Genomic DNA, 15283 nt, shown 5'->3' with positions numbered 1-15283 from the left:
AAGGCGGACGGTCATGGTCACTTTCGTACCCGCGGAGGCACACGGCGATGAGCGGGGCGCGCTGCTCTCCTTCGTCGAGGCGCAGCGCGGCAGCCTGCGCCGCTCGGTCCTCGGGCTGACCGAGGAGCAGGCGGCGTCGCGGCCGAGCGCCAGCGAGCTGTCGCTCTCCGGGCTGATCAAGCACGTCGCCGAGGTGGAGCTGAACTGGCTGCGGCTGGCCCAGCAGCGGCCGAACGAGCGGCAGCGGAGCCGGGAGACCTGGGCGGAAGGCTTCCGGCTGACCGAGGAGGAGTCGGTCGGTGACGTGCTCGCCTTCTGGGACGGGGTGACGAAGGAGACCGAGGAGTTCCTGCGGTCGGTACCGAGCCTGGACGACACCTTCCCGCTGCCCGCGGCGCCCTGGTTCCCCGCGGACGGCCGGGTGTCGATGCGCTGGATGGCGATGCACCTGGTGCAGGAGATGGCCCGGCACGCCGGGCACGCGGACATCATCAGGGAGTCGCTGGACGGGAAGACCTCCTTCGAACTGGTGGCCATGGAGCGGGAGCAGCCCGCGTAACGCCGCCCCGCCCTGTCCCGCGCCCGCCACCGCGCCCCCGCGCGGGGCGGGCGCCTGCGTAGCCTGGTCGCGAACCGACGAGGAGGCACAGGGCGATGTCAGCAATCCGGCTGCTGGTGCTCGGGGCCGTGCGCCAGCACGGGCGGGCGCACGGCTACCAGGTGCGCAACGACCTGGAGTACTGGGGCGCGCACGAGTGGTCCAGCGCCAAGCCCGGCTCGATCTACCACGCGCTCAAGCAGATGGCGAAGCAGGGGCTGCTGCACGCGTACGAGACCGCGCCGAGCACGGCCGGCGGGCCGCCGCGTACCGAGTACGAGCTCACCGAGAAGGGCACCGAGGAGTTTCTCGCGCTGCTGCGCGCGTCGCTGACCTCGTACGACCAGAAGATGGACGTGCTGTCGGCGGCGGTCGGCTTCATCGTCTGCCTGCCGCGCGAGGAGGCGGTCGCGCTGCTGAAGCAGCGCGTGGCGGGCATCGAGCGGTGGAAGGCCGGGGTCCTGGAGCACTACACCCCGGCCGAGGGGCCGCAGGCGCTGGGGCACATCGGCGAGATCATGCACCTGTGGGTGCACTCCGCGGATGCGGGCGCGGAGTGGACGCGCGGCCTGATCGAGCGGATCGAGCGCGGCGCCTACACCTTCGAGGGCGAGGGCGAGCCGTTCGTCGGGGTCCTGGGGCCGGACGAGGAGAACCCGTACGCGACGGGTGTGCCGCACCCCGGGGACGCGCGGTAGCGGTCGGCACCGACAACAGGCGCCCCGGAGCCGGACCGAGCCCTCATGGCAGCGGGCCGGGCCGTCCGCGCGGGTCCGCCGGCGGCTGCGCGTACGGGGTGCCGGCCGGCGGATCGAGGCGGGGCGAAGAGCCCCTCCGCCCCGGTTCCGCACAGGGCCGGACATCGGGCTTGCACCTCACGTGGCGTGAGGGCCCAGGCTGGCATGCGTACCGACAAACAGGAGGAGCGGGAAGCCATGAGCTACTCCGTGGGACAGGTCGCCGGCTTCGCCGGAGTGACGGTGCGCACGCTGCACCACTACGACGAGATCGGGCTGCTCTCCCCGAGCGGCCGCAGCCACGCGGGACACCGGCGTTACGACGACGCCGACCTCGAACGGCTGCAGCAGATCCTGTTCTACCGGGAGCTCGGCTTCCCGCTCGACGAGGTCGCGGCTCTGCTCGACGATCCCGACGCGGATCCGCAGGAACACCTGCGGCGCCAGCACCGATTGCTGACCGCGCGGATCGCCGATCTGGAGAAGATGGCCGCGGCCGTCGAACACGCCATGGAGGCACGGAAGATGGGCATCAACCTCACGCCCGAGGAGAGGTTCGAGGTCTTCGGCGACCACGACCCGGAGCAGTACGCCGAGGAGGTGGAGCAGCGCTGGGGCGACACGGACGCGTACCGCGAGTCCCAGCGCCGCACCGCGCGCTACACCAAGGCGGACTGGCAGCGCATGCAGGAGGAGACCGCGGCCTGGAGCGCCCGCTACCGGGAGCTGATGGCCGCGGGTGAGCCGCCGGAGGGTGAGCGCGCGATGGACCTGGCGGAGGAGCACCGCCGGCAGATCGACGGCTGGTTCTACGAGTGCAGTTTCGAGATGCACCGGTGCCTGGGGGAGATGTACGTCTCCGACGAGCGCTTCACGGCTCACTACGAGGCGACGCACCCGGGCATGGCGGCCCACCTCCACGCCGCGATCGTCGCCAACGCGGCCCGCCACGGCTGACGTCCCCGGCGGAAGCGGAGGCGGAAGCGGAAACGGAAGCGGGGGACAGGCCGGGGCCGGGGGCGCCGGGGCGGAGGAAGTGGAATGACACGCTCCGTTCTGGGCACCTCGTCGCGTACGCCATCGAAAGGAGTCGCCATGGTGATCCGGAAGTTGCACGAGATGGGCGTACGCAGCGAGCACGCGTACCTGGCCGCCTTCGTGTCCATCGGTCTTTCCGTGGCCAGCTGGGCCGGGTCGCTTCGGATGGAGCCCGGCACCGGCCTGGCCCGCGCCGACCGGTGGGGCATCTTCGTGGGCGAATGGGCACCCACGTTCTTCGGCCTCGGTCTGGCCCTCTCCCACTACGAGCAGCACGACGGCACCCTGATCGTCGACGCCCGGGAGTACCGCAACGCATCCGTGTAGCGCGCTCCGCGCGTGACGCGGGGAGCACGCGTACCGCGCGTACCGCACGAAACGGCGGCTTGCGGGCCCCCGGGCGGCCCGAGGGGGCGGTGGAACCGGGACGGCGCACAAAGCGTTGATAGCTTTGGGCAGCCGTCCCGCCCACCGACCCAGGAGTCCCGGAACCGTGAATACGCTTGCGCTCGGACCGAGCTGGCTGGACCCGGACTATCTGATCCAGACCTTCGGTCTGATCGGCGTCCTGGTCATCGTCTTCGCCGAGTCCGGCCTCCTCATCGGATTCTTCCTGCCCGGTGACTCCCTGCTGTTCACCACCGGCCTGCTGGTGACCACCGGCAAGCTGGACACCCCGCTGTGGCTGGTGTGCACGCTCGTCGTGCTCGCCGCGATCATCGGCGACCAGGTCGGCTACCTCTTCGGCCGGAAGGTCGGCCCCGCGCTGTTCAAGCGCCCGGACTCCCGGCTGTTCAAGCAGGAGAACGTCGAGAAGGCGCACGAGTTCTTCGAGAAGCACGGCCCCAAGTCGCTCATCCTGGCCCGTTTCGTCCCGATCGTGCGGACGTTCACGCCGATCATCGCCGGTGTGAGCCGGATGAACTACCGCTCGTTCATCACGTTCAACGTCATCGGCGGTGTCCTGTGGGGCGCCGGTGTGACGCTCCTCGGGGCGTCGCTCGGCAAGATCGACTTCGTGCACCAGCACATCGAGAAGATCCTCGTGCTGATCGTGCTGATCTCGGTCGTCCCGATCGTCATCGAGTACCTGCGGGCCCGCTCCCAGGGCAAGAAGCAGAAGCAGGAGCAGTTCGGGACGGACGACTCGGACGGCCGCCCGCCGGCCCAGCGCGGCCGCCACGCCAAGCGCTGAGCCAGGCCCCCACTCCTCCCGGCGCGGGCGGCCCCGGGAGCTCGCGCGGCGGGCGCTCGCGGCCCCGGAGGGCTCCCGCGGCGGCGCTCACCGCTCCCGGGGCCGGGGCCACCCGCCCGGATGCGGTCCCCACAGCGGGGCGCTCACCGCTCCCGGAGGGGAGCTCACCCACCCCGAGGCGGTTCCCGGGGGAGGCGCTCACCGCTCCTCTGCGGGGCCGTTCACCGCTGACCGCTCCCGTACCAGCGGGGACAGCGCCATCCCCAGGACCGTCGCCGTGGCGATGGCGCCCAGCGCGATGCCCCAGCCCACCGGTCCCAGGGGCGTGCAGCCGAAGAACTGGCTCACCCCGGGCGTCTGGATGACCGCGGCCAGCACCGCCGCCGAGCCCAGGCTGGCCGCCAGCACGTTCCGGTCCAGGCCCCCGGTCGCCAGGGTCTGCGCCAGCTGGGTGCCGACGACCGCGGCGAGGGCGACCGTGCCCGCCCGCCTGCCGCGCCCGGTCAGCCGGGCAGCGGTCCACGCGAGTCCCGCGCCGGTCGCGGTGATGGCCCCGCGCAGCAGCATCTCGTCGGTCAGGGCGCTGCCGAGCGAGCGGCTCGGGCCCTCCGCCATCAGCCGTTCGGCGGTCTGGCCCGCCGGCTGGCGGACCGCGATGGCGAGCGACGGCGCCAGGTCCGTCAGCAGGTTGACCAGCATGATCTGCCGGGCATTGAGCGGCGTGGAGCCGGTCAGGGTGGAGATCAGCACGCTGAAGGTGACCTCGCCCAGATTGCCCCCGATGAGGATGCCGAGCGCGGCCCGTACCGACGCCCACATGGCGCGGCCCTCCATCAGCGCCGAGACGATGGTCTCCAGCCGGTCGTCGCCGACGACCAGGTCCGCCGCGGCCGTCGCGGCGGGCGTGCCGCGCCGCCCCAGGGCGATGCCGATGTCGGCGAGCCGGATGGCGGGGGCGTCGTTCGCACCGTCGCCGGTCATGGCCACGACCCGGCCCATCCGCTGGTAGGCCTGGACGATGCGGACCTTGTGGTGCGGGCTGCACCGGGCGATGACGTCCACGCCGGGCAGCAGCTCGTCCAGCGCGTCGTCGCCGAGCTCGTCCAGTTCCGCGCCCGTGCAGACCTTCGGGTCGGTGACGTCGCTGATGGTGGAGGCGATGGCGTCCGCGGTGGCCGGGTGGTCGCCGGTCAGCATCACGGTGTGCACCCCCGCCTCCCGCAGGTGAGCCGTGGCCGGCGCCGCCCCGGCCCGTACCGGGTCGGCCAGCGTGAGGAACCCCAGGAAGACCAGGTCCCGCACGCTCTCGTCGGTGAGGTCCTCCTCCGCGTCCATCCGGCGTTCCGCGACCGCCAGGACCCGCCGTCCCGCGCCCGCGAGCTCCTCCGCCGCGGCGGTCAGCCGCGCGAGGCCCGCCTCGTCCAGGGCGGTGTCGCCGTCCGGCCCGCCGCGGCTGCGGGCGCACCGGTCCAGCACGTTCTCGGGCGCGCCCTTCACGCTGAGCAGCACGCCGTGCGCCGCCCGGCCCGAGGTCGCGTGGTAGGCCCGCGACGGCTCGAACGGCAGTGTGTCGAGGCGCCGCCAGCGCGCCGCACCGTGCCGGACGGTGACCTTCGCGCTCCGCGCTCCGGCCGTCACGGCCCGGTCGGTCTGGTGGGCCATGGGCTCCGCCTGCCGGGCGGGCGGAGTGGCCCGCAGCGCCGCGGCCAGGACGTCCTTGCGCGGCCCGTCCAGCCGGTCGGGCGGCAGGACGCCGTTCCCGTCGCCGACCCCGGCCAGCTGGAGCTTGCCCTCCGTGAGGGTGCCGGTCTTGTCGAAGCACAGCACGTCCGCGCGGCCGAGCGCCTCGATGGTGCGCGGATTGCGCACCAGCGCGCCGACGTCCGCGAGCCGCCGGGCGGCGGCCAGCTGGGCGGCGTTCACCAGGAACGGCAGCCCTTCCGGCACGGAGGCGACGGCCAGGTTCACCGCCGAGGCGAGGTTGTCGGCGAGCGGCCGCCCGTGCGCCAGGCCCGACGCGGCCACGGCGCTGGCCGAGCCGATCGCGATGGGCAGGCTGGTGCGGGTGAGCGAGGCGAGCCGCGCCTCCACGCCGGTCTCGGGCGCCGCCTGGCGGGCGGTGGCGAGGCTGCGCCCGACCTCGGTGCTCGAACCGGTCGCGACCACGACCGCCACCGCGCGCCCCGCGGACACCGTCGTGCCCTCGTACACCATCGAGCGGCGTTCGGTCAGGTGGGTGGCGACGACCGGCGCCGGGTCCTTGTGGACGGCGAGGGACTCGCCCGTCAGGGACGACTCGTCCACCTCCAGGCCCTCCGCCTCCAGCAGCCGGCAGTCCGCCGGTACGACGTCCTCGGGCCGCAGCAGGATCACGTCGCCCTCGACCAGGTCGCCGGCCGTCACCAGCCGCTCGCGCCCCCCGCGGCGTACCCGCGCACCGATGGCGGAGCGGCGGAACAGCTCGGCGAGGGCCCGTTCGGTCCGCACCCGCTGGAAGCCGCCGATCAGGGCGGACGTGCCGGTGATGGCCGCCACCAGCAGGGCGTCGGTGCGCGAGCCGACCGCGGTGGCGAGGGCGGCGCCGCCGGCGAGGACGGGCGTGAGGGGGTTGGCCAGTTCCTCGACGAAGGCGGACGGCAGGGTGAGGCGGGCCGGTTCGTTGCCGCCGCCCGTGCGGGTGGCGCCGCGGCCGGCCGCCTCCCCGGGGGTGAGGCCGTCGGTGGTGGTGCGCAGCCGCTCCAGCACCCGCTCGGTGGGCATGAGGTGCCACGGCACGGTGGTCACGGGCGGGGCGAGGGGCCGGGCGAGCAGTTGCCTGGTGCGCCAGGCGCCCATGCAGAACGCCACGGTCGCAGCGCTGGTCCCGGCGGCCATGCCGTGGGCGGTGGCCTGCCCGGGCGGGGCCTGGAGCGCGGCGACCGCGCCGACACCGCTGCCGCCCGCGGCGAGCACGGCGCTGTCCCGGTCCACCCGCGCGGCGACGCCGACGGCGTCCACGATGATGCCCGCCGATTCGAGGTCCGAGCCGACGATCAGGTGCGCGCCCCAGGCGGGCGGTTCGCCGTCCCGGTGCACGCCGACACCGCAGTCCGCCGCGCCGAGCGCCCGCCGGTTGCCGGAGACCAGCAGCACCACCGCGCCGTCGGCCTGCAGACCGCGGACGGAGGCGACCAGATGCCGGCCGGCCGGCACCACCGCGTCGGCGAACGTGAACGCGGGCGCATCCCGGTCGGTCGCCAGCACCACCCGGGCGCCCGCGCGCCGGGCCGCTGCCGCGACCGCCTCGGCGCCCGGCGCCGTCTGCGTCCCGAGGCCGGCGACCGCCTGGAGGCGGCGGCCCTTGGCCAATCCGAGCGTCCGCTCGGCGCCCCGGCGCCGCAGCCGGGAGTCGGCCTGCCGCCCGGTGCGCCCGGAGAGCTCCAGTCCGTCCAGCGGGCCGAGGGTCCAGCCGTCGTCGTCGCGGGCGGTCCGCAGGGGCGCGTCCGCGTCGAAGAGCGCGAACAGCCGCCCGGCGGTCGTCTCCGGGTCGGCGCCGGCGAGCAGTTCCAGGTCCACCGGTTCGTACCGGTCGCTGCGCAGGGCGTCCTCCTCCAGGACGACGGTGTCCACCTGGCCGAGCCGCCGCAGCGCGCCCCGGTCCATGGTGACGACGCCGCGCAGGGCCAGGGCCCGGCCCAGGCTGGTGGCGAAGCCCTCGCGGCCGGCCTCGGGTGCCTTCGGCACGGCGGCGAGGGCGACGGCCAGGCCCCGGCGCAGGCCGGCGAAGGGCGCGGTGAGCGCGCCGGCCGCCAGGCCCGCGGCCATGGCGCGTTCGGCGTAGCGGTCGACCGAGTCCTCGGGCGTCGGCCCGGCACGGTCCACGACGAGCGGTTCGGCTCCGGCGTCCGCGGGCCCGTGGACGAGGCCGGGCTCGGCGTCGGCCCACGCCGTGCGCTCGGCCGTGGCCTCCCGCCACTGGGCGACCCGTTCGAGCACGTCGAGGGCGAGGCCGCCGCCATGGGTGGCGACGCCCTGGGTGAGCGCGTTGATCACCGGCAGGAGCGATTCGGCCTGCTCGGCGCTGCCGAGGCCGGCGACCAGGTGGCGCAGCCGCGGATGGTGCTGGAGGGCGCCGACGACCGCCGCCGCCTCGGGCGGCACCCGGAACCAGGGCGCGAGCTGCCGTACGGCCGTGATGCCGAGTCCGACGGTGTCGGCCGCCAGCGCGGGGACCGACTGGCGGGTGCGGGGGCCCTCGCTCGGGTGGTGCGGCTCGGGGCGCCACTCGTCGAACTCGTCCGGGTGGCCGCCCAGCTCCTCCTCCGCGCGCGTGACGAGGGCGACGAGCTCCCGTTCGGCGGGCGGCGGCGCGGTGACGGCCACGACCACGCGCTCCGACGGTGCGTTCACCCGGGCCCACAGCACGCCGGGGTGGCCCTCCAGGGCCTGCTCCACGCGCGCGGCGAGCCGCTCGCCGCCGGCGCCGTGCACCCCGTGGACCTCGATGTAGCAGCGGCCGGGCCGCCACCACACGCCGCGCCGCGGCAGGCCCAGCAGCCGGCCGGCCACGTCGGCGGCGCCCCGGACGCCGGCGGCGACGCCGTACGTGACCCCGGACGCCGCCGGTCCGAGCAGCGGGGGCGCCCACAGGCGCAGGCCTGGCAACGGTGACATGGGCGGGTGCCTCCGTCCGTCTCGCGACGCGAACGAGGCCCGAGTAGCCGCTCGGGGCCGCTTCAACCGCTCCGCAATGGCTACTCTGAAATGTAGACAAATTGCCCATACGTACACCACTTGTACGGATGTGAGAGCTGTGGCCACCTCGTCAACACCTCGTAAGCGCACAGCGTCGAAGGCCCCCTCCCGGAAGGCGGCCGCGAAGCCGGGCACGGCGTCCTCGGGCAGGGCGACGGCGGCCTCCGGCACGGGCACCGCACAGCAGGCCACCGCGGCGGCCGCGGGACCGGCGGCGGAACCGGCCGCGGCCCAGGACACCGGCGCGGCCCCCCGTGACGGAGGCGGCGGCCGCACCATCACCTTCACCCTCCCGTCCATGGACCGGGTGGCGAGCGGCGCGGCCGAGGCGGCGATGCTGCCGGTGACGGTGGCACGCCAGGTCATCCCCGGCAACCGCAGCCTGCCGGTCTACCTCGGCCTCGGCGTGCTGGGCGCCGCGGACGTCATCGAATGGCCCCTCGCCATCGGTCTCGGTCTCGGGTACGCGGCCCTGCGCCGCGGCGGTCTCCTGCCGCGGGCATCCACTTCCCCGACCCGCCCGGCCCCCGCGGCCTGACGCCTCGCGGCGATCCGGCGACCGGGCACCGGCCCGGCGCCTCGCCGGCGCCTCGCCGGCGGCGTACAGCGGCGTACGGCGACCTGCGGCGCGAGGGCTCAGAAGCCGCGGGTGCGCTTGGCCGCGCGGCGGGCGGCCGCCGAACCGGGCGCCCGGATGAACAGGCGCGCCATCTCGCCGCCCAGGTTCACGCCGATCGCGATCGCCAGGGCCAGCGCCGCCGCCCGGGCCAGCGAGGTGAAGCCGGCGTCCAGGTCGCTCTGGGCGATGTTGAGCACACCGAGGTACGTCGCGGAACCCGGCAGCAGCGGCCCGATCGCCGCCGTCACGTACGGCATCGACGAGGTGTGCTCGTACCGCGCCATCAGCTGCCCGAAGAGGCCCACCAGACCGGCCGCGACCGCGGTCGCCAGCACCGTGGGCCCGTCCGCGGTCACCGCGATCGACGCGTACACCACCCACGCCACCCCGCCGTTCAGCGCCACGAACAGCACCGTGGAACGTTCCTGCTGGAGCAGCACCGCGAACGTCACCGACAGCAGCACCGCCGCCAGGATCTGCAGCCCCGGCCGCTCCACGGCCTGCAGCGCGCCCTCCGGGTTCAGCTTCGCCTGGAAGAACTGCACGCCCACGTACAGCACGGTCAGCACGCCCACCACGATGGCGACGAAGAAGTACGCCACCTCCAGCAGCCGCGCCGAGGCGGTGATGTAGAAGCCGGTCAGGCCGTCCTGCACCGCCGCCACCAGCGCCCGCCCCGGGATCAGCGCGAACAGGCCACCGGTGATCACCGCGTTCGGGTGGAGCCCGGCGTGCAGCAGGCTCACCACCACACCCAGCGCCGCCGGCGGCACCGCGGCCACCGCGAACTGGTAGAACTCCGGCAGTCCGCGCCCCGCGCAGAACCACGCCGCCCGGTCGCCGAGCATCGCACCGGCCGCCGCCACCGCGAACACGGCCATGTCGCCGCCCAGCAGCATCGAGGCCGCGCCGGCCAGCAGACCCGCGGCCAGCGTGAGCACCCACCCCGGGTAGGGATGCCGGTTGCGCCGGATCTCCGCGAGGCGCCGGTACGCCTCCTCCAGCGTGACCTCGTCGTCCTCGGAGTTGATGTCGGCCACCAGCGTGTAGACCGCCGACAGCCGGGTGTAGTCCGTGCCGCGCCGCCGCACCGTCCGGTTCGCCGTCACCGGGTCGTCCACCAGCGACGGCTGGTACGTGATCGACAGCAGCGTGAACGTCACGGTCGGCTCGCAGCGGTCGAGCCCGTACGAACGGCAGATCGCGAACATCGCCGCCTCGACGTCCTCCGCGCCCTCGCCGCCCGCGAGCAGCAGCTCGCCGATACGCAGCGTCAGGTCGAGCACGCGCGGCACGGCCGGGCCCGCCTCGTCCTGCCGCTGCACCGGCTCCGGCACCGGGCGCTCGCTCACCGGCATGCGCAGCATGGTGCGCATCCGGTCCTGCCAGGGCGCGTCCTTCGACAGCCGCACCGCGGGGAAACCCTGCGCGGGCGTGAACGCGGGCGGCGACTGGCTGGCCCCGTACGTGGAGGGCGGTGCGAACGCCGATCCCTCCGGCTCGGCCGGCCCCTCGGGGGCCAGCCCCTGCGGAAGGGCGAACTCCGAGGTCGGATGGTCCTCCTCGGGCCCGGCGGGCTGTTCCACCCCCGGTGGCGGTGTGAAGGCGCTGTGCGCCTCGTCCGACTGAGGCTTCCGGTCCTCCGGAACGCCCGCTTCCTCCGCCGCCACAGTCCTGTCCCTCACTCCCATCCGGCCCGCCTGCCCAGTATGAGCACGACCAAGGGCGGGGACGCACGGCGGCCGGTGACGCACGACGGGCGGCGCACCCGCGAAGGTGCACCGCCCGCCGGACGGGAAAGGGGCGTCAGTGAGCGCCGCCCTGCGCCTCCAGGCGCTTGATGGAGGCCTCGATCTCGGCCTCGGCCTCGGCGCGGCCGACCCAGTTGGCACCCTCGACGGACTTGCCGGGCTCCAGGTCCTTGTAGACCTCGAAGAAGTGCTGGATCTCCAGGCGGTCGAACTCGGAGACGTGGTGGATGTCGCGCAGGTGCTCCATGCGCGGGTCCGAGGCCGGCACGCACAGCAGCTTGTCGTCGCCGCCCGCCTCGTCCGTCATCCGGAACATGCCGATGGCGCGGCACTTCACGAGCACACCCGGGAAGGTCGGCTCGTCCAGGATGACCAGCGCGTCCAGCGGGTCGCCGTCCTCGCCCAGGGTGCCCTCGACGAAGCCGTAATCGGCCGGGTAGACGGTCGACGTGAAGAGGTGGCGGTCCAGCCGGATGCGGCCGGTCTCGTGGTCCACCTCGTACTTGTTCCGCGATCCCTTCGGGATCTCGATGGTGACGTCGAACTCCACGGGTGGCTCCTCCAAGATCAACACAAACCGGGGGTGCCGTGTGCACGGCACAGCTCAGTGGTTAAGTGTCCCTCACGCAACCGTGTGCTCGCGAAAGGGGCTGGTCGGCCGTGCCGGAGCCGAAGGTGTTGCAGCTCGCCGCCGGTTCCGCGGTGCTCGGCCTGGTCCTGTCGGCCGGTGTGGTGACCGCGACCGGGCCCTGGGACTCGGGTCAGCGTACGGCGGAGCGCGCTCGCGTCGCCGCCCAGGCCCGCACAGGTGGCGCACATCACGATCCCGCGGCGCCCGGCGGCCCGGCCCGGGGGGACGGCCCCGGTGGCCGCGGCGGCCCCGCCCGCCCCGAGGCACCCGCCCCGGCGCCCAGTGCCCCCGGAGTGCTCACGGCCCTCGGCAAGGCCGCCGCCCGCCCGCAGAACACCGCCCTCGCCACCGTCCTGGAGCCGCTGCTCGCCTCGCCGGACCTCGGCCCGCTGCGGACCGGCGCCGTCGTCGACGTCGCCACCGGGGAGCAGCTGTACGGCAACGGCGCGGCCGCCCCGATGGTCCCCGCCTCGACCGTGAAGATCGCCACCGCGGCCGCCGCGCTCTCCGCCCTCGGCCCGGACCACCGCATCCCCACCACCGTCGTCGCCACGCCGGACTTCCGCCGCGTCACCCTGGTCGGCGGCGGCGACCCCACCCTCGACGGGCCCCGGCTGCGCACCCTCGCCCGCGACACCGCCCGCGCCCTGCGCGACCGCGGCGTCACCACCGTCGTCCTGGCGTACGACACCTCGCTCTACTCCGGCCCGGAGCGCCACCCCATCGGCGTCAACGACAACATCGCGCCGGTCACGGCCCTGATGACCGACGAGGGCAGGATCGCCGGCGCCGGCGCCGCGGGCCCGCAGGGCGAGCCGGCGAACGGCCCCGCCCCCCGCTCCGCCGACCCGGCCGGCGACACCGCCCGCGCCTTCGGCGACCTGCTCGGCGAGCACGCCGTCACCACCGGCGGCCCGCCCGTCCGCGCCAAGGCGCCCCGGCAGGCCGAGCGGCTGGCCCGGACCCGTTCGGCGCCCCTGTCGGCCCTGGTCGAGCGCGCCCTGACCCACAGCGACAACGACATCGCCGAGGCGCTCGCCCGCCAGACCGCCATGGCCACCGGCAAGCCCGCCAGCTTCGACGGCGCCGCCCGCGCCGTGCGCGCCGAACTCGGGAAGCTCGGCGTCCCGCTGGCGGGAGCGCGGTTCGCCGACGGCAGCGGCCTGGACCGCCGCGACCGGCTCTCCGCCGCCTCCCTGACCGCCCTGCTGGTCCGCGCCGCCGACCCCGGCCGCCCCGAGCTGCGCCCGGTCCTCACCGGCCTGCCCGTCGGCGGCTTCAGCGGCACCCTGAGGGAGCGCTACGCCGGCGGGTCCCCGGGCGCCGGGGTGATCCGCGCCAAGACCGGCACCCTGACCGGCGTGAACACCCTCGCCGGGACGGCGGTGACCGCGAACGGCCGACTGCTGGCGTTCGCGTTTCTCGCCGGCGAGACCCCGTCCCCGTACACCGCCCAGCCCGCCCTCGACCGCCTCGCCGCGGCCCTCACCCGCTGAGCGGCCGGGAGACGGGCGCCGTCCCGTCCCTCACCCATCCGCGCGCCGAGCACGTACGGTTGACGCATGACGAGCATCGGTGGTGCGGAGATGGTCGACTGGAACCTCGCGGTCGCGACCGCGACCCGGCTGGTACGCCCGGGGCCGGAGGTGAGCCGCGACGAGGCCCGTGCGGTCGTGGCCGAGCTGCGGCGACACGCGAAGGCGTCCGAGGAACACGTCCGGGCGTACACCCGGATGATCCCCGACGGCCACGAGCCGGACGACACCCCGATCCTGGTCGTGGACCGTCCCGGCTGGGTCAGGGCGAACGTCGCGGGCTTCCGCGAGCTGCTCAAACCGCTGCTGGAGAAGATGCAGGAGCGCCGCTCCGCCTCTCCCGGCGGGGCCGTGCTGGGCGCGGTCGGCGGCAAGGTGACCGGCGTCGAGCTGGGCATGCTGCTGTCGTTCCTGGCCTCCCGGGTCCTCGGGCAGTACGAGACGTTCGCCCCGGCCACGCGGGAGCTGCCCGCCGGCGAGCACGGCGGCGGACGGCTGCTGCTCGTCGCGCCGAACATCGTCCACGTGGAGCGCGAGCTGGACGTGGCACCGCACGACTTCCGGCTGTGGGTGTGCCTGCACGAGGAGACGCACCGTACCCAGTTCACCGGGGTGCCCTGGCTGCGCGACCACCTCCAGGGCGAGATCCAGTCATTCCTGAGCGCGACCGACGTCGATCCCATGACGGTCCTGGAGCGGCTGCGCGAAGCCGCCCAGACGCTGGCCGGCGCCCGCCCGGAGGGCGAGGAGGAGGACGGCGGCCGCTCGCTGGTGGAGCTCGTCCAGACGCCCGAGCAGCGCGAGATCCTCGGCCGCCTCACCGCCGTGATGTCGCTCCTCGAAGGCCACGCGGACTACGTGATGGACGGCGTGGGCCCGCAGGTGGTGCCGTCGGTGGCGGAGATCCGCGAGAAGTTCCAGCAGCGCCGGGCGCGCGGCGCGTCCCGGCTGGACCTGGCCCTGCGCAAGCTGCTCGGCCTGGACGCCAAGCTGCGCCAGTACCGGGACGGCGAGAAGTTCGTCCGCGCGGTCGTCGACGAGGTCGGCATGGACGGCTTCAACCGCGTGTGGACCTCCCCGAACACCCTGCCCACCAAGGCGGAGATCGCCAAACCGGCGGATTGGGTCGCGCGGGTGCACCGCTAGGCGGAGTGAGCAGCCCGTTCCGGCCGACGGCGGCGAACGGCGCCCCTCCAATCACCCATCCGAGGGACCGTGGGCGGTGGGTGGGCGTGCAATGCTCGGGTATCGGCCGGGTTCTGTCACGATCGATGCACTCTGAGTGACCGAACCCTCCGGTCCGGCCGTTAAGACTCCGACCGAGGCACCCCCCAACTTCTCCCACACGAAGGGCACCGGACATGGGTCCCCATCCTGCGGTCGCGGCGATACGCCTGGCGGTCCGCCGCGTCCTCCACGACGTCCTCACCCAGCACACCGTCCCCGAGCCGAGCACCACGGCACACAGCGCCCCGGGAGTCACCGCCGCCCCCGGGCACGGCGCCGGCGCACCGCCGGAGCCCCCGCTCGTGCTGGTCGCCTGCTCCGGCGGCGCCGACTCCATGGCGCTCGCGTCCGCCCTCGCCTTCGAGGCCCGCAAGCTCCCCGTCCGCGCCGGCGCCATCACCGTCGACCACGGCCTCCAGCCCGGCTCCGACCTGCGCGCCACCGAGGTCGCCGCCCGCCTCGCCGTGATGGGGCTGGACCCGGTCGAGGCCGTCACCGTGACCGTCGGACGCGACGGCGGGCCGGAGGCCGCCGCCCGCGACGCCCGGTACGCCGCGCTGGACGAGGCCGCCGAGCGGCTGGGCGCCGTCGCCGTGCTGCTCGGCCACACGCGCGACGACCAGGCCGAGACCGTGCTGCTCGGGCTCGCCCGGGGCTCCGGCATCCGCTCGCTGTCCGGCATGGCCGCCGTCTCCGGCGCCGAGGGCCGCTACCGCCGCCCGTTCCTGGAGGTCGACCGGCAGACCGCCCGCAAGGCGTGCATGGTCCAGTCCCTGCCCGTCTGGGACGACCCGATGAACGCCGACCCGGCCTACACGCGCTCCCGCCTGCGCCACGAGGGCCTGCCCGCCCTGGAGAAGTCCCTGGGCAAGGGCGTCGTCGAGGCCCTCGCCCGGACGGCCCAGCTGTGCCGGGACGACGCCGACGCCCTGGACACGTGGGCGGCCGACGTCGAGGCGTCCGTACGGGACGAGACCGGCCACCTGGTGTGCGCCAGGCTGTACGCGCTGCCGCCCGCCGTGCGCCGCCGGGTGCTGCGCCGCGCGGCCATCGCCCAGGGAGCCCCCGCCGGCTCGCTGTTCGCCCGCCACATCGAGGAACTGGACCGGCTGATCACCAGCTGGCGCGGTCAGGGAGCCATCAATCTGCCCGGCCGCGTCGAGGCACGCCGCCAGGGTGGCAGACTGGTCATTCGGCAAGGCTGACGCAGGCTGCAAC

The 15283-nt window shown here is 74.8% G+C and carries 12 protein-coding genes; 9 read left to right on the top strand and 3 right to left on the bottom strand.

Annotated features, from left to right (window positions below; all coding sequences use genetic code 11):
* The first annotated feature begins 13 nt into the window (after positions 1–13).
* From ACIA79_RS16545 to ACIA79_RS16525, 5 genes are all read left to right on the top strand, one after another.
* Positions 14–559 carry a DinB family protein gene (locus ACIA79_RS16545; protein WP_399428971.1) on the top strand — a complete coding sequence of 182 codons (546 nt, stop codon included), beginning with the start codon at positions 14–16 and terminating at the stop codon, positions 557–559.
* A gap of 95 nt (positions 560–654) precedes the next feature.
* Positions 655–1296, top strand: a complete 642-nt coding sequence (locus ACIA79_RS16540) for a PadR family transcriptional regulator (protein WP_399428970.1) — start codon at positions 655–657, stop codon at positions 1294–1296.
* Between the two features lie 237 nt (positions 1297–1533).
* The gene (locus ACIA79_RS16535) at positions 1534–2292 is read left to right on the top strand and encodes a MerR family transcriptional regulator (protein ID WP_399428969.1); all 759 of its coding nucleotides are present in this window, start codon (positions 1534–1536) and stop codon (positions 2290–2292) included.
* A gap of 138 nt (positions 2293–2430) precedes the next feature.
* A complete protein-coding gene (locus ACIA79_RS16530; protein WP_399428968.1) occupies positions 2431–2700 on the top strand; it encodes a hypothetical protein in 270 nt (89 codons plus the stop codon).
* A gap of 166 nt (positions 2701–2866) precedes the next feature.
* On the top strand, positions 2867–3568 hold the full coding sequence (locus ACIA79_RS16525) for a DedA family protein (RefSeq protein ID WP_399428967.1): 702 nt from the start codon (positions 2867–2869) through the stop codon (positions 3566–3568).
* Between the two features lie 198 nt (positions 3569–3766).
* Here the strand turns inward: ACIA79_RS16525 and ACIA79_RS16520 are convergent, their stop codons facing one another.
* The gene (locus tag ACIA79_RS16520) at positions 3767–8221 is read right to left on the bottom strand and encodes an HAD-IC family P-type ATPase (RefSeq protein WP_399428966.1); all 4455 of its coding nucleotides are present in this window, start codon (positions 8219–8221) and stop codon (positions 3767–3769) included.
* 139 nt (positions 8222–8360) lie between these two features.
* Between ACIA79_RS16520 and ACIA79_RS16515 the strand changes: the two genes are divergently transcribed.
* Positions 8361–8840, top strand: a complete 480-nt coding sequence (locus tag ACIA79_RS16515) for a hypothetical protein (protein ID WP_399428965.1) — start codon at positions 8361–8363, stop codon at positions 8838–8840.
* A 98-nt stretch (positions 8841–8938) separates the two neighbouring features.
* Here the strand turns inward: ACIA79_RS16515 and ACIA79_RS16510 are convergent, their stop codons facing one another.
* Together ACIA79_RS16510 and ACIA79_RS16505 are read right to left on the bottom strand one after the other, a co-directional pair.
* A complete protein-coding gene (locus tag ACIA79_RS16510; RefSeq protein ID WP_399428964.1) occupies positions 8939–10612 on the bottom strand; it encodes a threonine/serine exporter ThrE family protein in 1674 nt (557 codons plus the stop codon).
* A gap of 115 nt (positions 10613–10727) precedes the next feature.
* A complete protein-coding gene (locus tag ACIA79_RS16505) occupies positions 10728–11222 on the bottom strand; it encodes an inorganic diphosphatase (protein WP_031077398.1) in 495 nt (164 codons plus the stop codon).
* Positions 11223–11332: 110 nt separating this feature from the next.
* Here ACIA79_RS16505 and dacB point away from each other — a divergent pair, with 110 nt between their 5' ends.
* The 3 genes from dacB to tilS all read left to right on the top strand — a co-directional run bounded on the left by dacB (position 11333) and on the right by tilS (position 15270).
* Positions 11333–12799, top strand: coding sequence for a D-alanyl-D-alanine carboxypeptidase/D-alanyl-D-alanine-endopeptidase (dacB, locus tag ACIA79_RS16500; RefSeq protein WP_399428963.1), 1467 nt, complete (start codon positions 11333–11335; stop codon positions 12797–12799).
* 66 nt (positions 12800–12865) lie between these two features.
* On the top strand, positions 12866–13984 hold the full coding sequence (locus tag ACIA79_RS16495) for a zinc-dependent metalloprotease (protein WP_399428962.1): 1119 nt from the start codon (positions 12866–12868) through the stop codon (positions 13982–13984).
* A gap of 215 nt (positions 13985–14199) precedes the next feature.
* On the top strand, positions 14200–15270 hold the full coding sequence (gene tilS, locus ACIA79_RS16490) for a tRNA lysidine(34) synthetase TilS (protein WP_399428961.1): 1071 nt from the start codon (positions 14200–14202) through the stop codon (positions 15268–15270).
* The last annotated feature ends 13 nt before the right edge of the window (positions 15271–15283 follow it).

The organism is Streptomyces sp. NPDC051310 (assembly GCF_044455245.1).
Classification (GTDB): domain Bacteria; phylum Actinomycetota; class Actinomycetes; order Streptomycetales; family Streptomycetaceae; genus Streptomyces.
The sequence above is the reverse complement of the archived record's forward strand: the minus strand, read 5'-3'. Positions and strand labels throughout refer to the sequence as shown.